This window comes from Paenarthrobacter sp. 10N417, assembly GCF_056394745.1.
In genome coordinates, this window is the sequence record NZ_JBFTIL010000007.1 from 256,470 (window position 1) to 272,398 (window position 15,929).

A 15,929-nucleotide genomic window follows, 5' to 3' on the forward strand; every position below is an offset into this window, starting at 1 on the left:
ATGAGCACTCCTTCACTGACTGCTCCCAAGCAGCCCCTCTTCTCCCGGCTTCCGGTGGTGTCCCACCTCAGGAAAAGCGTTGGCCTCCAACGCGGCATGCTGGTCGTGGGCGTTGTCCTCAGTGGATTGTTCCTGCTGACAAGCATTTTCGCCCCGCTTCTGGCCCCCTACGGCTACTCCCAACTCAGCGATGCGTCCGGATCCTTCCCCACCCAAGAGGCGCCGGGTGGCAAGCACCTGCTTGGTACCACTGTGGGCGGCTATGACGTCCTGTCCCGCGTCCTGTGGGGATCCCAGACGGCCGTGACCGTCATCATCGTGTCCGTGGCAATGTCACTTTTCCTCGGCGTCGCCCTGGGCCTGCTCAGCGGCTACTTCGGCGGCTGGTTGGACAGGATCCTTGTAGTAGTGGCGGACGCCATCTATGCGTTCCCCACCCTGCTTTTGGCAATCGTCATCTCGATTGTGATCAGCCGTGGCCAGTCCAGTTTCTGGGGCGGTATTTTCTCTTGTGCCTTCTCCATCACCGTGGTGTTCGTGCCACAGTATTTCCGGGTCATCCGCGCTGAAACCATTCGGCTCAAGGCAGAGCCTTTCGTCGAGTCGGCCAAGGTCCTGGGTGCGTCCAGCCTCCGTATCATCGGACGGCACATCTTCAAAAACGCAACGCGCACCTTGCCCCTGATGTTCACCCTCAATGCCTCCGAGGCGATCCTTACGCTTGCCGGCCTTGGCTTCCTGGGTTTCGGCATCGAGCCAACGTCCGCTGCAGAATGGGGCTTTGACCTGAATAAGGCGCTGGCCGATACGTCCTCCGGTATCTGGTGGACCGGCGTCTTCCCTGGCATTGCAATCGTCCTGACGGTCCTGGGATTGACGCTGGTTGGCGAAAGCATCAACGACCTCAACGATCCCCGGATCCGTGGACGCAAGCGCGCAGGGACAACGAAATCCCCGGCAACTCCAACATCTTCAGAGGCAGGTAAGCCATGACCACCAACCTCGGAAACATTTCCGATGCCGGGGCCACCGGTGAACCGGTCCTCACCATTGACCGGCTCAAAGTCACCTTCGCCACAGACAGCGGGGATGTCTATGCGGTGAAGGATGTCAGCCTGGACGTCAAAGCCGGGGAAGTAGTGGCGATCGTGGGGGAGTCCGGCTCCGGGAAGACCGTGACGGCCAAGACCATCCTTGGCCTGCTTCCGGAAACTGCCATCAGCTCCGGCGCGGTGGTGATCAATGGCAACAACGTGATCAGCGTCAGCAAATCCGCACTACGAAAGATCCGTGGCCGCGACGTAGCCATGGTCTTCCAAGAGCCATCCACTGCTTTGAATCCCGTGTTCACCGTTGGCTGGCAGATTGCCGAGGGGATCCGTGCCCACGCCAAGGACGGCCACCGTGTGTCCTCCAAGGAGGCCAAGGAACGGGCCACGGAAGCGCTGCGAAAGGTGGGCATTCCGGACCCCGAGACCCGCGTCAACTACTACCCACACCAGTTTTCCGGCGGGCAGAAGCAGCGCGTGGTGATTGCCGCCGCGTTGGCTTTGAACCCGGGCCTGATTGTGGCCGATGAGCCAACGACTGCCCTGGACGTCACAGTGCAGGCGGAAATCCTGCAGCTACTCCGGGACTTGCGGGACAACTACGGCACATCCATCGTGTTGATCACCCACAACATGGGCGTCGTGGCCGACCTCGCAGACCGCGTGGTGGTCATGTACCAGGGCGACGTGGTGGAAGAAGCGCCCTCAAGGGTGCTGTTCGCGGAACCGAAGCAGGACTACACGAAAAAGCTCCTCGCCGCGGTCCCGCACCTGGGCCGGAACTCAGCCTCTGAAGGCGCCCGCGGTCGGTTGCATCAGGATGGCAAGGTCCTCGTCGAAGCGAAGAACCTCACCATTGAGTACCCGGGCCGGTTTGGCCGTCATGGCTTCAAAGCCGTGGACAACGTCAGCTTCACGGTCTCGGAGAACGAGGTTTTTGGCTTGGTGGGCGAGTCCGGTTCCGGAAAGTCCACCATTGGCCGGGCAATCGCAGGCCTGAACCGGACAACGGGCGGCAGCCTGAAAGTCCTCGGCTACGAGATGCTGGACTTCAAGGAGCGCACCTTCCGTCCGCTGCGGAAGGAGATCGGCTTTGTTTTCCAGGACCCGGCCGCTTCCTTCAACCCTCATCTCACCATCGGCGAGTGCGTGGCCGAGCCGCTGATTATCCACACGAAGCCCAGCGCGGCTGAGGCGCGGAAAAAGGTAGGCGAGCTGCTTGAGTCAGTCCAGTTGCCGGCGTCGTACGCGCAACGCTACCCGCACGAGCTGTCCGGTGGACAACGGCAGCGGGCCTCGCTTGCGAGATCCTTGGCGCTCAATCCGCGTCTGCTGATTGCCGACGAACCAACCTCTGCGCTGGACGTCTCAGTGCAGGCCAAGGTGCTGGACTTGTTCAAGGACATCCAGGAGCAGTTCGGCTTCGCGGCGCTCTTCATCAGCCACGACCTCGCAGTGGTGGACATGCTCTCGCACTGGGTTGGCGTGCTGTACAAGGGCCAGTTGGTGGAGCAGGGCATCGGGAACCATGTGATGGGCTCGCCCCAGCATGATTACACCAAACGGCTGATCGCCTCCTTGCCGGTTCCGGACCCTGATGAACAAGCACGACGCCGGGAGGCCCACCGGGCGCTGTTGGGCGGCTAGGTCCCAGAAACCCGGCGGCTGCGAAGTCCGTGAAGCTGCATCGAAGGTCCGTTCTCCACGCTGGGGAGCGGACCTTCGATGCCTCCATCGCGGACGGCGCTTCCTGACCTATTCCGAGACGATGGCGATGTTGAACATCTTTCCCTTTGGCTGCTGCATGAAGATCCTTAGCCACAAGGGCAGCCACATTTCCATGCCGCGGGCAGCATCAAGTCCACCAAGGTCCCTTATGTGCTCGGGTGCCCAACCAAACTCCTGCAGCAGGCCTGACACTGTGGATTTGGCATCCGCGTCGTTTCCGGCCATAAACATGTCATGTGGGCCCGGAAGGCGCCCTGGATCCACCATCACGGGGGCACTGACTGTGTTAAGGGATTTCACTACCCGCACCTCGGGGTAGGTCCGTTGAATGGTCTCGGCGATGCTGTCCGTGTTGCAGATAGTGAGAGATGGCGGGAAGCCGCTGGATCCATCAAGCGCATTTGCCACATCCAACAGGATTTTGCCGTTGATGTTGGCCTCGCCGGCTTCGGCGAGGACGGCCAGGCTGACCGTACCGGGTGTGGCGTTGATGATCAGCTCGGACTGGGCGCACGCTTCCGCGAAAGAGCCGGCATGGGCGCGTGGACCAGCCTGCTGCGCCCACTCCTCGCCCTTGGGATTGCCTGATTCACGGGAACCCATCATGACCTCGTGGCCCAGCAACACCAACTTGCCAGCGAGGGCGTGGCCCACCATTCCTGTTCCCAGAACAGCGATTTTCATGGAAGCTCCCTTGGTCGACGTGCAGTGATGCTGCCATTCTGCACCGATTTGCGCGACGGGAACACGGTTCTACCGGCGCCGGCAGGTAACACCCGCAACGCTACCGCCCCACACCATAGACTGGGGATCATGACCGAGCAGAACAATGCCCTCCCCGAAGACGACGATTCCTTCAACCCGTCAGCGAGTTCCCTCGCGGGCCAGGTGGATCGCGGCGTCATGGATGAGCTGCTCTCCATCCGGTCCAGCATCGACAACATTGATGCCACACTCGTTTTCCTGCTCGCGGAACGCTTCAAGGCCACCCAGAAAGTAGGGATCCTGAAGGCCACGCACAAGCTTCCCGCGGGCGACCCCGGACGGGAAGCAGCCCAGATCGCCCGGCTTCGCCGCCTGGCCGAGGACGCGCATCTTGACCCCGCATTTGCCGAGAAGTTCCTGAATTTCATCATCAGTGAAGTGATCCGCCATCACGAGGCCATCGCAGAGGATCACCAGATCTCCAGCCGGCAGGCCTGAAAGTATGTCGGGAGAAGTGCAGCGGGTCAGCGCTACGGCGCTGGGCCCATGGCCCGGGATTGACCCTGCCGAGTCCATGCGAATCATTCGGGGCGAATTGGGCGACCCCCACCTTCCGTTCCTGCTCGAACTGCCGGACCGTGGTGTCGGATCCGACGCCGTTGGACGTACAGCTTCGCTGCTGGTGGACTTGGCCGTGGACGTTCAACCCCACGGATGGAGATTGGTGGACCGGGGAGGAAAGGACGCCCAGCGGGCACGATCCGCGCTTGCCACCGACATCAACATCCTGGCCGACATCGCTGGAACAGAGGAAGTTTCAGCCACCGGGATCAAGATCCAGCTGATGGGTCCCATGAGCCTCGCAGCCGGTTTGTACCTCCACAACGGCGAGAGAGCCCTTCTCGATTTTGGGGCGCGCCGTGACATTGCAGAGTCACTGGCAGCTGGAGTCGCAGAACACTTTCAGCGGATCTTGGGAGCTGTCCCAGGAGCGGGCGTCGTGGTCCAGTTGGACGAGCCGGACATTGCCGCAGTTATGGGCGGAACCATCCCGACGGCGAGTGGTTACCGCACTCTGCGCTCCATCCCCGGTGAGGAAGTGGCGGGAGCCTGGCGGTTGGTGATCGACGCGCTCAGGGCAGCGGGAGCCGTCGAAATCGTGGTGTCCGTACCGGAGATCGAGGCACCAATCGATCGCATACTCGAAGCGGGCGCCGATGGCATTGCCGTGCCGCTGAAAGCCTTGACAACCCGCCAATGGGAGCACCTTGCCGGGGCAGTGGAAGATGGCAAACGTGTGTGGGCCGGTGCTATGCCCACAATGGGCGCTGATGCCATGCTCCCGCGGACTGCGGACGTCGTGGAAAGCATTTGGCGGCCTTGGAGCCAACTGGGCCTCCCGGCGTCGGCCTTGTCGGCATTGCGCTTAACGCCAGCAACGGGACTCGCGCATCTGAAGCCGTCCACAGCCAAGGAAGTGCTCACCCGGCTCACCCAAGTGGCGGACGGCCTGGACCAACTGGCGCAAGGCTGATCGGCGAGGGGGTTAGATTCTCTTTTCCCAGCGATCCGGTTCCGCGTAGCGGGGGAGCGATGTGCCAGGGGCAGCCCCGGGTAGGTAGGGCGCCAACCGGTAATCGAAGCGGCCCGCATAGACAAGCACTACGCCGATCTGGGGTTGGATGACCTTGACCTGGATCCGGTGCTTGCCCTCGTTCTCGTCCCACCATTGCTCCGCGAAGGCCTTCGCGTCGAGCGCCGCCGGCAATGGAATGCGTAGTGGACCCAGGAAGAGCCGGCTCGCTTTCGACACTCCGCGTAGCCTGCCGATGGGCGTGACGCTGACATCGAGGTCGGTGACGAGGCGGCGGTAACGACCAACATGGTCCACTAAGCGGGTCGGCGAGGGCGTGTCGGAGCTGGTATGCGGCGTCGTGATAGCGCTCGTGGTGTCGTGGAACAACCGCGTCCCGGATGGGAAGTAGATTTCACGCCGTGCCGTGAGGGCTTGCCGGCCAAAGGGATCCACGTGGGCGTGGTTTTCAATGCGGAACGGAATGCCTTCACCGTATTCAGGGAAGAAGGCCTCTTCGCTTCCCGTCAAGGCCAGCAAAGGACGCAGCCATTTTTGCTGGCACCCCACGACGTCAAAGACCCCTTCGCCGATTCCATATGAGCCGGAGCCTGCCGCGAGGGAGAAGTACTCCTGGAGTTCGGGGGCCAGCTTGGTGAAATCATTGCCCAGGGCCAACCGGTAGATAGGTTCGTTCATTGGAATCCTTCCTAGAGCCGTCCGGCCGCTTTTAGCCGGATGTAGGTGTCAGCCAGCAGGGGAGGGACCTCAGAGGGTTCGGCGTCCACCACTTCAGCGCCGAGTTGCCGCAGTTGTTCTGTGACGGCAGCGCGTTCCAGGAGTGCGCGTTCCGCGGCGGCGGCACGGAAAACCTGGCTGGCGGTGGAACGTCCGGCTTTCATGGCTGCCAGCAAGGGGTCCCGGACAGATGCGACCACCACTACGTGCTGGCGGACCAGTTGGGCCACCATGGGAAGAAGGCCTTCCTCGGGGGCGCCGCCGTCGAGGGCTGTCAAAAGCACCACAAGAGAGCGGTGTGCCGAGACAGCCCGCACCTGGCCTGGGATCTGCTGCCAGTCCAGTTCGATGAGCTCGGCCTCCAACGTCGCCATGGCTTGAACGAGTTGGGCCAGGAGATTGCCTTTCGAAGCGGATTCGACCCTCGCGCGGAGCATCCGGTCGTAGGCGAGGAAGTCAACCCGATCCCCGCCCCGTTCCGCCAGAACCGCGAGCAGCAGCGCAGCCTCAATCCAAGTATCGAGCCTCGGCTCGTCGTCAATCCTGGCCGCTGCGGTTCGCGATGTGTCCAGAACGATCACAACCCGCCTGTCCCGTTCCGGACGCCAGGTACGCACCACCACAGATGTGCGACGTGCGGTTGCACGCCAGTCAATGGAACGAACGTCATCGCCACGAACGTAGTCCCGCAGGGAATCGAACTCCGTTCCCGCGCCCCGGATCTGCACAGCGGCCCTGCCATCAAGTTCGCGCAGCTTGCGTAGTTTCGATGGCAGATGCCGCTTGGAATGGAAGGGCGGGAGCACTCGAAGCCGCCCGGGAAGTGCCCTTGTTCGCTGCCGGGCAGCCAGCCGCAAGGGCCCATAGGAGCGGATCGTCACGTGTGGGCTCTCAAGATCCCCGCGGCGCCGTGGCACCAGGGACACCGTCATGCGGCGACGTTCGCCAGGTGGAACGTCCAGCGGCTGGGCTGGGTTAAGGGCTCCAGCGGAAGGTTGCCAACCATCCCGGACCATCGCCCGCAGCTTCCTGCCGCCCAGGTTGGTTACCGTGAGGACGGAATCAACGTGACTCTCCAAAGTGACGTTGCCCGGTTGCTGACGTACCAAGCCCAGTTTGGCTGGGGAAGCCGCCAGGACAAGGTCAAGGGTCAGGAACAGCAGCAGTCCGATAGCGACGAACAGCACCGTGCTCCACGCGGGAAACAGCAGCAACGGAACCAGCCCGGCAACTGCCAGCAACACAAAACGACCCGTGATGGCCATCAGGGCAACCTTGCCATTGCTGTCATTTGCATCATCTGCATCACCGGCAGAATCAACGAGGCACCGGAACGGACGCGAGGATGCTGCCCAGGACGTCGTCAACGTGGATGCCATCCATCTGGGCCTCAGGACGCAGGCCTACCCGGTGCCTGAGGCAAGGCAACGATAACGCTTTGACGTCGTCCGGCGTCACGAAGGGCCGCCCGGACAACCAGGCCCATGCCTTTGACGTGTTCAAAAGAGCAGTAGCGCCTCGAGGGGAGACGCCAAGCTGGAAGGACGGGGCTGACCTGGTGGCCCGGACTACATCCACGATGTAGGCCAGGATTTCCGGTGCCACAGTCACTTGCGCCACAGCCGCACGCGCGTTGGAAAGCTCGACGGCGCCAGCCACCGGCCGCACGCCGGCTGCGGCGAGGTTTCGGGGATCGAAGCCGCCCGCGTGCCGACGGATCACTTCGATTTCCTCGGCCCTGCCCGGCAAAGGCATGGTCAGTTTGAGGAGGAATCTGTCCAATTGGGCCTCGGGCAGGGGGTAGGTTCCTTCGTATTCGACAGGATTCTGGGTGGCTGCCACGATGAAGGGTGCCGGCAGCGGCCTGGACACGCCGTCTACGGAAACCTGGCGTTCCTCCATTGCTTCCAGGAGCGAGGCCTGCGTCTTGGGTGGCGTTCGGTTTATTTCATCGGCCAGCAGGATGTTCGTGAAAACAGGCCCTTCCCGGAAAGTGAATTCCGATGAATGCGAGTCATACACCAAGGAACCCGTGACGTCTCCGGGCATGAGATCCGGGGTGAACTGTACGCGCTTGGTTTCCAGGCTCAGGGCAGTTGACAACGCCCGGACCAACAGGGTCTTGGCGACTCCGGGCACACCTTCCAGCAGGACATGGCCGTCGCAGAGAAGGGCGATGAGCATCCCGGTCACTGTGGGATCCTGCCCCACCACGGCCTTCCCAACCTCGGTCCGGACGTTCAACAGGGACTGCCGGGCAGGATCCTCCACCCCCTGATGGGCCGCGCCTCCGGAGTATTGGTAGTTGCTGTCCGTATAGCTGTTCGGCTGGTTGCTCATCAGGCCGTCGCCTCCTGTTCGATTCGTTCGATCTGTTGTGCCCACTGCACCAGTTGTCCTTCTGTCTGCGGCTTGGAATCAATTAACGACCACCGGATCGCCGGTGCTTGCCGTCCAAGGCGCCGGGCCACGGCGTCGACGATGACTTCCGCGGTGGCGTCGGTCCCCAGATTGAAATGCTTGGCCAACCGGGCGAGGGTTCCTGCCCGCAAATTGTCGGCCGCGCGTTCAACGGCACGTGAATCCTGATAGAGACGTGCACGGCCTTCGGCCGTTTCGGCTGCCTTCACCACCACGGGAAGCGGTTCAAAGACCAACGGTCCCAAGCGTCGTCCGCGCCAGAGAATGGCAAGGATAGCTACGACACCCAGCCATGGGCCCGCAAACGCCAGCCATGCAGGTGCAAGTTCGTTCAGCGTCGGGGCGGATCTATCGGACGCTACATCCGTGAGGCCTGGTGTGTACCAGACCAAGTCGGGCGCGCCTCCCAAGGTCCGGATGGCCAATGCTGCGTTGCCTTCGGCAGCGAGGTGTTGGTTTTCCAGCAACTCAGTGCTCCCCAGCACCACCACGCGCCCATCCGCCGAGGCCACATAAAGACCAGGTCCATCGCTGCGGGTGGCGTAGCAAATTACGGGACCCAGGTAGACGGGTCCTTGTGCTGCAACGGCTCCCGCCCGCTCTGCGTCTTCCTGGCCGCAGCCAGGTTCAAGGATTTTCGTTGCTTCGGGAACCACTCCGCCGGGACGGATGCCCGGCTCAAGGCCGTTCAGCGTGCGTAGTCGTGGTGCGACCACCACTAACCGGTCGGCCTCGGACCTGAGATCTTCCAACTGCGACCTGTCCAGGAAACCGCGGGGGTCATAGAGCAGCACGGTGGTATGGGTGTCGTCGGAAATGGCTGTCAAGGTGTCTTCGAGGGTATCGGTGGGAGTTATGGCAACACCGTGGCGCCCCAGTATTTCGGCCAACGCCATGGCCCCGTCGGGAGCGGGATTACGGGTAGACAAGGCCCGGGAGTCGTTGGGCGCCGAGAACCGCTCCACTGCCAGGAACGTCACGAACGCGGCAAACACTACGCCCAGCGCAATCCAAACCAGGTGCTTTCGGAACCAACTCCACATGGCGCTGGTCCGCCGTGGAGGAGGAGTTCCTTCCTGCAAAGCTTCAGGCACCTGTTCCTGGAGGGTCATCGCGGCACCGCGAATCCCTGTTGGTACTGGCCGCTGAAGTCAGGTGTCAGGGCCAGGAGGTCTGTATCCAGCTTGCGCAGCTCGTCATAATCCGAGCGTGTCGCGGCCTGTTCTCCGTAGCGGACCGCATCAAACAGGCGGGCGGCATCAACAAGCCGGAGCTGGGCGGGAGCGAAGGCCTGGCCCAAGTGATTAGCGGCTTCATCGGCCGTCCGTCCAGCCCGCGCTTCAATAACATCGCGCTCCTCCGCGGAGCGCACCAAGGCCCGGAACTGATCGACGACGGCGGACGGCCAGTCGCCGTCGTCGGACGCGGCCAAAGCGCGCTTCCGATATGTGGCAGCGTCCACAACCGCGTCCTTGCCGTAAATGCCGGCAACGGAGGTTTTTCGCGTTGCATTCAGCCTGGGACGGACTACGAAGATAGCCACCACAATGAGTACCACAGCCAAGGCAATGATGAGGGGAACAGCGATGTTGCCGGCCGGGGAAGTTCCGTCCCCGTCCAGGGAGCTGAGCCAGTCCAGGAAATCGCGCCAAAGCTGGTCCAGCCAACTGGGCCGGGCTTGGGCATACTGCGCCTTGGATAGTTCCTCCTCGGCCCAACGACGTGCTTCGTCCCGGTCCGGACTCACCGGCGGCTCAGTGCCGGCCAAAGCGGTAATGACATGGAGTAAGGCTGGACTCATGCCTGCGGCCGGCGCCCGGGAGGAGTGCCTGGCCATTGCCCGCCGCCAGGGGGCCATGTGCTGCCCTGGAACTGCGGGGCAGGACCACCGGGGATTCCCTCCGGATCTGCACCACTTTCCATCAGGCGCATCAACTCCACGTCCAGCCCATCCCGACGCATTCGAAGATCCATATAGATGAGCGCGGACACCGATGTTTGGAAAGCGAAAGTCACAGACCCTACCAAAGCCCCAATTGCCATCGAGATCACAGTCGTGAGGACCAGGGTGGAGGCCACTGTCCCGGCGTCGGGGTGGGGGGAGACTACGGAGCCTATCGCGGTAGCAGCGAGAGACGCTGGAATCTGCACTATCTGGGCGATGATTCCCACCATGACGCTCACCAGCAGCGTTATGCCGAAGATGCGCCACCAATTGCTCTTGGTCAACTGCCAGGATCGCAGGAGTCCGTCATAGACGCCGATCCGTTCCACGACGATGGCGGCGGGGGCGAACATGAGCTTCAGTCCAATCCAGACAAAGACGACGATGGCCCCGAAGCCCAAGGGAAACACAATCAACAAGGCAGCCGGTCCCAAGGCCGTGAACAACAGCACGGCAATCCCGACGACGGCAGCTGCGGCCAGCAGTCCACCGAAAGTGAGCACGGCTGCTACTCCCAGGAGAGGCAGGATCCGCCCGGCAGCCAGCTTCCACATTTGACCGAAGCCCGTCCGCCGGTTGAGGACAGAACGGGAAACCGGAATGACCATGACGCCCTGGAGAACGGCGCCGAGAAAGCCGATCAACACGGAGACTCCCACCGAACCCGCCATGACGGCCACGAACGGGCCGAAGAACCCAGTCGCGTCCCCGCTGAAATCCGTCGCTTCCAACGAATCCATAAGCTCGTACATGGCGACGGTGACAACACCCAGGAGGGCAGCGGCAACGGCCTGGACGATCAGGGCTGAACCAAACATGGAGGCGGCATTCCGGCGTATGGTCTGGAAGGAGCCATCAAGCAGCTCCCCGAATTGCAGGGGCCTCAAGGGAATGACACCTGGCTTGGGTGGGGCAACGTACATTGGTTGGCCATAGGGCGGACCGCCGGGCGCTCCATAGTATGGACCGCCGGGCCCAGCCGCAGGCCATCCGCCCGCTGGTCCTGGTCCTGGTCCTGGTCCGGGCGGAGGGTAGCCCGGCCAATTGTTGGCGCCACCCTGTGGGTGTGACCATGTGGGTGGCCCACCCCACTGGGGCTGGTTGCCCCAGGCAGGCTGACCGCCCGGATATGGCTGCTGGCCGTGCTCTGGCTGTGACACGATTTCCTCCCCAAGAGACCCGGCCGCCGACATGCGACGTCCCCCACATTGGACCTTCGCCCCAAGCCTATAGTCCCGGTGTCCTCCCTCATAGCTTGAAGCCCTCACTGTCCTGGCCAGCGGAACTACGTCGAGCCAAGCGCGGACGTGCAGTACGGTGGAAGTGCCTTGGGGGACGCCATGCCGTGCGGCCGCCCAACAGGACAAAGGCTGGGCGATAAGGGAATATATAACTATGAAGGCACGCATTCTGGTAGTTGACGACGACGAAGCGCTCGCAGAGATGATTGGTATTGTCCTGCGCAATGATGGCTTCGAGCCGGTATTCTGCGCAGACGGCGGCCAGGCTCTTGAAGTGTTCCGTTCGTCCAAGCCCGATTTGGTCCTCTTGGATCTCATGCTTCCGGGTTCGGATGGCATCGAAGTTTGTCGGCAGATTCGTGGAGAATCGGACGTTCCCATCGTCATGCTCACCGCAAAATCGGACACCTCGGATGTTGTCCGCGGCCTTGAATCCGGTGCTGACGACTACGTGCCCAAGCCTTTTAAACCCGCTGAACTCGTGGCCCGAGTCCGTGCACGCCTTCGGCCGGGCGAACAAAAGGCGCCTGAAACCTTGCGGATTGCTGATGTAACCATCGACGTCGCCGGGCACCTGGTCACCCGCGGTGGAGAGCGAATCTCGCTTACACCGTTGGAGTTCGACCTCCTGGTAGCACTGGCCCGCAAGCCGTGGCAGGTCTTCACGCGCGAACTTTTGCTTGAACAGGTATGGGGATACCGCCATGCCGCGGACACCCGGCTGGTCAATGTCCACGTTCAGCGTTTGCGCTCCAAGATTGAACGGGATCCGGAAGCGCCCGAAGTTGTATTGACGGTGCGTGGTGTCGGGTATAAAGCAGGTTCCTGAGTCTCCCACCGGCAAGACCGGCACTACGGACAAGGACCAGCGGGCCGACAGTCCGGAGCAGCGGGCCCAGGAGCAGACCGCAGCCCAGGAACAGACCGCAGAGACTTCGGCGTCCGGGAATTCACCCTCCGCTCCCAGCGATCCAGTAAGAAGGAATCTTCCCTGGCTGATGTGGCGCGCCAGGATATGGACGCGACGTGGCCTGATTCTGGTTCTGAGGGTTTCCCGACTCGTCTCGATCGGTGTCCGGCAGATACGGCCAGGTCTTCGCTTCCTCTGGCGTTCTTTGCTGAGGCGGTGGCGCCGGTCTTTGGAGTTCAGGACCGTGCTGACGACTCTCCTGCTTGCCGTGACGTCTTTTGCGATCGTCGGAGCTTACCTTTCCAACCAGATCGCGAATAACCTGTTCCAGGAAAGGCTGGCCCAGGCGGAGTCGGAATCCCGCTACAACGTCAAACAGGTTCAGGACACCTTCGACGGCGCACAGGTTACTGATCAATCAAGCGTCATCACGTTGGTTTATGACACATTAACCGCCGTAGAGGGCCGGGGCTCTGTGATCCAGCGGCGCTACGTCTTTGAAGCAGTGCCGGAACAGACCAAACCCCGTAACCGCTGGGTTGAGTCGCGCGCCTCGGACCAGCTCACTGTCCGCGTCATCCCGCCGGAATTGCGAAAGGCTGTCCAGGAAGGCGGGAAGCAACAATTCTGGGCCTCCATGCAGTTCCCGGTCGGAAACGAGGACCGCCCGGGTATTGCTGTAGGAAACAAAGTGACCTTCAACGGCACTGCCTATGAGCTGTATTTGATCTATGACCTGAACACTGCCCAGAAGACCCTGGACGAAATCCAGAACGTGCTGTGGGCAGGTGGTGCGGCGCTGGTGCTCATGATCGGTGCCATCGCCTGGTACGTCACCCGCAACGTCGTCAGCCCTGTGAGCCACGCTGCCGTGGTGTCGGAAAAGCTGGCGGCAGGCCAACTCCAAGAGCGCATGGTGGTCAAAGGCGAGGATGAGGTAGCCAGGCTTGGTGCGTCGTTCAACCATATGGCCGCCAGCCTGCAGGAGCAGATCACGCAGTTGGCCACGTTGTCCCAAATGCAGCAAAGATTCGTCTCGGATGTTTCCCACGAACTTCGCACCCCCTTGACCACCGTTCGCATGGCTGCCGAGGTCCTTTACGACGCCCGTGAAGACTTTGATCCGATGAACAAACGCTCGGCCGAACTCCTCTATCACCAGGTGGAGCGGTTCCAGTCCTTGTTGTCGGATTTGCTGGAGATTTCGCGCTTCGATGCTGGGGCCGCCGTCTTGGACGCCGAACCCCAGGACATCTTCCAGGTGATTTCGCACGTCATGGAGGGTGCAGCACCCGTAGCCGCCGAATACGGCTCTGAGGTCCGCCTGAACGCCCGTCAGAAGAGCATCATTGTCGAAATGGACTCGCGCAGGATTGACCGGATCCTGAGGAACCTGCTTCTCAACGCCCTTGAGCACGGCGAAGGAAAGCCGATCCACATATCCGTGGCAGCAAACCATGACGCCGTGGCCGTGGCCGTGCGTGACCACGGAATTGGAATGAGCCAAGCGGAAGCTGCCAGGGTTTTCGACCGATTCTGGCGGGCTGACCCGGCACGCGCCCGTACCACTGGTGGCAGCGGACTGGGCTTGTCCATCGCCGCTGAGGACACCAAGCTGCACAACGGCTGGCTTCAGGCATGGGGCCGCAAAGGGGCGGGCTCAAACTTCAGGTTGACCTTGCCGCTCAAGCAGGGTGGAACCATCCTCAAGTCGCCACTTCAGCTGGAACCTGCGGACATCGAATTGCCCGGAGCCGGCAGCGAACGCCAGATGCTTGTCCTGGGTACGGGTTTTGGCGCTACAGAGGGCAAGTCCGACGTCGGAACGCCTCCTTTGGGTGACAAGGGAAAGGGCGATGCATCATGAGGGTCCTTGGCACCGCACGCAGACGGGCTGCCGTTGCCGTGCTGGCGGCGCTCATGGTCTTGCTGGCTTCATGCGCCCAGATTCCCCGCTCCGGCCCAGTGGGAAAAAGCCAGGATGAGGGAGCAGGAAACCCCAACGCCCCTGTATTCTTCCCCGCAGCACCGCGGGCGGGCTCCACACCTGAAGCCGTCATTGAGGATTTCTATATGGCCGGCAGCGGCTATGAGGACGACTATCCCGTAGCACGGCAATATCTGACCCAGGCCCAGGCCGTTACGTGGAAACCGGATAAGCGGGCCGTCGTGTTCCGCGGGGCGCACGTGGTCAAGACGGCCGTGGAGAATGAATACCTCTACGAGGTCGATCTTGCCTACACGGTGGATGCGGACGGAATAGCCACGCAGTTCCCACCTGGGACCAAGGAGACCATCCCCGTCTCGCTGGAGAAAGTGGAAGGGGAGTGGCGGATCTCCAAAGTTCCGGATGGTACTGCGATTCCGGAAGAGACGTTCAAAGTCATTTACGGCGCCTTCCCCATCTACTTCTATGACCCGACGTTCACGTATGCGGTGCCGGACTACCGATGGTTCATCAAGAAGAAGACTGTTAAATCCATGACCAGCGCCCTTCTTGCTGGGCCTGCGCCCTACTTGCGTGGGGCAGTGGTGAGCGCCTTTCCCTCTGGAATGAAGTTGGCCCGGGAATCTGTCCCGGTAGTTTCCGGAGCAGCCCAGGTGGATTTGTCAGCCAAGGAACTGTTCGACGCATCGGCAGAAGACCGCCAACGCATGCAGAACCAGCTGGCACTAACGTTCAGGGGGCAACCGGACGTCATTAATGTCCAGCTTCGCGCCGACCAGGACCTGGTCCGAGTCGAGGACAACGGGACAGTTCTACCGCCGGTTGTGGACAAGAATGTGCCTGCCCGCCAGATTGCGGTCAATAACGGCGACTTGGTCCGCTACGAGAACAATCGTGTTTCACCATTGCCCGACATCCAGTCGGTTGCAGGCCTTGGGCCCCATTCACCCGCCGAATCGCCTGTATCCCAAACCGTTGCCTTCCTCAACGGCGACAAAACCACCTTGTACTCCATCGAGCCGGGTCAACCGGCCCGCCAGTTGACCACCCGAAGCACGTTGACCGGGCCATCGTTCAGTCCTCATGATTGGGTTTGGACGGCGGGACCAGGCGCCAGCGGGAATACTGAGGTTGTGGCTTTCAAACCCACGGGCGTTGCCCCCGGAATGGCCATACCCACGGCGACCATCTCTCCCACGTGGCTGTCCGGACGGATCGTCAAGGATTTTCGGATCTCGCGCGAAGGCACCCGGGCCCTGGTGATATCCGAGGCGAACGGTAAATCAGTGGTTCAGGTGACGGGCATCGTCCGGAATGCAGACGGCGCGCCGAAGGATCTTACGGCTCCTGTCACTCTTTTCACCTCCACCTCGCCTGACCAGGGAGTGTGGGTCAACGGATCCACGGTTGCCGTCATGGCCAGTTCGGCGACGGCTACAGTGGTTCCGGAGTTGCTTTCCCTTACCTCGGGGGAGCCGCAGCAACTGGCACCCTGGGACGGCCTCATGAGCCTGAGCGCAGGGAACGGGTCAGAACAGATCTACGGCCAGTCCGCAGCGGGAATTTTCCAACGTGTCGGAAATGGTTGGGAGCTTCAGCTCAAGGGCCCAACGGAGCCGGCCTTCCCCGGCTGAGCCGGAGCGCCCTGGAGGCGCTGCCGCAACAAGACGG

General features: G+C 61.9%; 14 protein-coding genes. 7 read left to right on the top strand and 7 right to left on the bottom strand.

What is annotated here, in order from left to right; genetic code table 11:
• Together AC1DCM_RS11195 and AC1DCM_RS11200 are read left to right on the top strand one after the other, a co-directional pair.
• On the top strand, positions 1 to 993 hold the full coding sequence (locus AC1DCM_RS11195) for an ABC transporter permease (protein ID WP_442017690.1): 993 nt from the start codon (positions 1 to 3) through the stop codon (positions 991 to 993).
• Positions 990 to 2,696 carry an ABC transporter ATP-binding protein gene (locus AC1DCM_RS11200; protein WP_442017691.1) on the top strand — a complete coding sequence of 569 codons (1,707 nt, stop codon included), beginning with the start codon at positions 990 to 992 and terminating at the stop codon, positions 2,694 to 2,696. Before AC1DCM_RS11195 ends, AC1DCM_RS11200 begins: the two co-directional genes overlap by 4 nt.
• 108 nt (positions 2,697 to 2,804) lie before the next feature.
• Here the strand turns inward: AC1DCM_RS11200 and AC1DCM_RS11205 are convergent, their stop codons facing one another.
• The gene (locus tag AC1DCM_RS11205) at positions 2,805 to 3,461 is read right to left on the bottom strand and encodes an NADPH-dependent F420 reductase (RefSeq protein ID WP_442017692.1); all 657 of its coding nucleotides are present in this window, start codon (positions 3,459 to 3,461) and stop codon (positions 2,805 to 2,807) included.
• A 129-nt stretch (positions 3,462 to 3,590) separates the two neighbouring features.
• On the opposite strand from AC1DCM_RS11205, the gene AC1DCM_RS11210 reads away from it, so the two are divergent.
• Both AC1DCM_RS11210 and AC1DCM_RS11215 read left to right on the top strand, forming a co-directional pair.
• Positions 3,591 to 3,980: a chorismate mutase gene (locus AC1DCM_RS11210; protein ID WP_442017693.1), complete on the top strand. Its 390-nt coding sequence runs from the start codon at positions 3,591 to 3,593 to the stop codon at positions 3,978 to 3,980.
• A 4-nt stretch (positions 3,981 to 3,984) separates the two neighbouring features.
• Complete coding sequence (locus AC1DCM_RS11215) at positions 3,985 to 5,016, top strand: uroporphyrinogen decarboxylase/cobalamine-independent methonine synthase family protein (RefSeq protein ID WP_477518277.1); 1,032 nt, start codon at positions 3,985 to 3,987, stop codon at positions 5,014 to 5,016.
• Positions 5,017 to 5,028: 12 nt separating this feature from the next.
• Here the strand turns inward: AC1DCM_RS11215 and AC1DCM_RS11220 are convergent, their stop codons facing one another.
• The 6 genes from AC1DCM_RS11220 to AC1DCM_RS11245 are packed head-to-tail and all read right to left on the bottom strand — an operon-like array spanning position 5,029 to position 11,082.
• Positions 5,029 to 5,754 (bottom strand): DUF4166 domain-containing protein, encoded by a 726-nt coding sequence (locus AC1DCM_RS11220; RefSeq protein ID WP_442017695.1) that lies wholly within the window; start codon positions 5,752 to 5,754, stop codon positions 5,029 to 5,031.
• Positions 5,755 to 5,765: 11 nt separating this feature from the next.
• Positions 5,766 to 7,058, bottom strand: coding sequence for a DUF58 domain-containing protein (locus AC1DCM_RS11225; RefSeq protein WP_442017719.1), 1,293 nt, complete (start codon positions 7,056 to 7,058; stop codon positions 5,766 to 5,768).
• 52 nt (positions 7,059 to 7,110) lie between these two features.
• Positions 7,111 to 8,133, bottom strand: a complete 1,023-nt coding sequence (locus AC1DCM_RS11230; RefSeq protein WP_477518278.1) for an AAA family ATPase — start codon at positions 8,131 to 8,133, stop codon at positions 7,111 to 7,113.
• Positions 8,133 to 9,326, bottom strand: coding sequence for a DUF4350 domain-containing protein (locus tag AC1DCM_RS11235; protein WP_477518279.1), 1,194 nt, complete (start codon positions 9,324 to 9,326; stop codon positions 8,133 to 8,135). Before AC1DCM_RS11235 ends, AC1DCM_RS11230 begins: the two co-directional genes overlap by 1 nt.
• Positions 9,323 to 10,015: a DUF4129 domain-containing protein gene (locus tag AC1DCM_RS11240; RefSeq protein ID WP_477518280.1), complete on the bottom strand. Its 693-nt coding sequence runs from the start codon at positions 10,013 to 10,015 to the stop codon at positions 9,323 to 9,325. The genes AC1DCM_RS11235 and AC1DCM_RS11240 overlap by 4 nt, the downstream gene beginning before the upstream one ends.
• Positions 10,012 to 11,082 (bottom strand): DUF7847 domain-containing protein, encoded by a 1,071-nt coding sequence (locus AC1DCM_RS11245; RefSeq protein ID WP_477518281.1) that lies wholly within the window; start codon positions 11,080 to 11,082, stop codon positions 10,012 to 10,014. Before AC1DCM_RS11245 ends, AC1DCM_RS11240 begins: the two co-directional genes overlap by 4 nt.
• A gap of 472 nt (positions 11,083 to 11,554) precedes the next feature.
• Here AC1DCM_RS11245 and mtrA point away from each other — a divergent pair, with 472 nt between their 5' ends.
• The 3 genes from mtrA (at position 11,555) to AC1DCM_RS11260 (ending at position 15,892) form a co-directional block, all read left to right on the top strand.
• Entirely contained in the window at positions 11,555 to 12,229 is a 675-nt protein-coding gene (gene mtrA / locus AC1DCM_RS11250) for an MtrAB system response regulator MtrA (RefSeq protein WP_144649950.1), read from the top strand.
• A gap of 169 nt (positions 12,230 to 12,398) precedes the next feature.
• Positions 12,399 to 14,177, top strand: coding sequence for an MtrAB system histidine kinase MtrB (gene mtrB / locus AC1DCM_RS11255; RefSeq protein WP_442017720.1), 1,779 nt, complete (start codon positions 12,399 to 12,401; stop codon positions 14,175 to 14,177).
• Complete coding sequence (locus tag AC1DCM_RS11260) at positions 14,174 to 15,892, top strand: LpqB family beta-propeller domain-containing protein (RefSeq protein WP_477518282.1); 1,719 nt, start codon at positions 14,174 to 14,176, stop codon at positions 15,890 to 15,892. Before mtrB ends, AC1DCM_RS11260 begins: the two co-directional genes overlap by 4 nt.
• Positions 15,893 to 15,929 lie beyond the last annotated feature (37 nt).

Bases quoted from the DNA above. Each gene is read 5' to 3' on its own strand.
- mtrA (WP_144649950.1), top strand. From the start codon at position 11,555: ATGAAGGCACGCATTCTGGTAGTTGACGACGACGAAGCGCTCGCAGAG.
- AC1DCM_RS11215 (WP_477518277.1), top strand. From the start codon at position 3,985: ATGTCGGGAGAAGTGCAGCGGGTCAGCGCTACGGCGCTGGGCCCATGG.
- AC1DCM_RS11235 (WP_477518279.1), bottom strand. From the start codon at position 9,326: ATGACCCTCCAGGAACAGGTGCCTGAAGCTTTGCAGGAAGGAACTCCT.
- AC1DCM_RS11195 (WP_442017690.1), top strand. From the start codon at position 1: ATGAGCACTCCTTCACTGACTGCTCCCAAGCAGCCCCTCTTCTCCCGG.
- AC1DCM_RS11260 (WP_477518282.1), top strand. From the start codon at position 14,174: ATGAGGGTCCTTGGCACCGCACGCAGACGGGCTGCCGTTGCCGTGCTG.
- AC1DCM_RS11210 (WP_442017693.1), top strand. From the start codon at position 3,591: ATGACCGAGCAGAACAATGCCCTCCCCGAAGACGACGATTCCTTCAAC.
- AC1DCM_RS11205 (WP_442017692.1), bottom strand. From the start codon at position 3,461: ATGAAAATCGCTGTTCTGGGAACAGGAATGGTGGGCCACGCCCTCGCT.
- AC1DCM_RS11225 (WP_442017719.1), bottom strand. From the start codon at position 7,058: ATGGCCATCACGGGTCGTTTTGTGTTGCTGGCAGTTGCCGGGCTGGTT.
- AC1DCM_RS11230 (WP_477518278.1), bottom strand. From the start codon at position 8,133: ATGAGCAACCAGCCGAACAGCTATACGGACAGCAACTACCAATACTCC.
- mtrB (WP_442017720.1), top strand. From the start codon at position 12,399: ATGTGGCGCGCCAGGATATGGACGCGACGTGGCCTGATTCTGGTTCTG.
- AC1DCM_RS11240 (WP_477518280.1), bottom strand. From the start codon at position 10,015: ATGAGTCCAGCCTTACTCCATGTCATTACCGCTTTGGCCGGCACTGAG.
- AC1DCM_RS11220 (WP_442017695.1), bottom strand. From the start codon at position 5,754: ATGAACGAACCTATCTACCGGTTGGCCCTGGGCAATGATTTCACCAAG.
- AC1DCM_RS11245 (WP_477518281.1), bottom strand. From the start codon at position 11,082: ATGTACGTTGCCCCACCCAAGCCAGGTGTCATTCCCTTGAGGCCCCTG.
- AC1DCM_RS11200 (WP_442017691.1), top strand. From the start codon at position 990: ATGACCACCAACCTCGGAAACATTTCCGATGCCGGGGCCACCGGTGAA.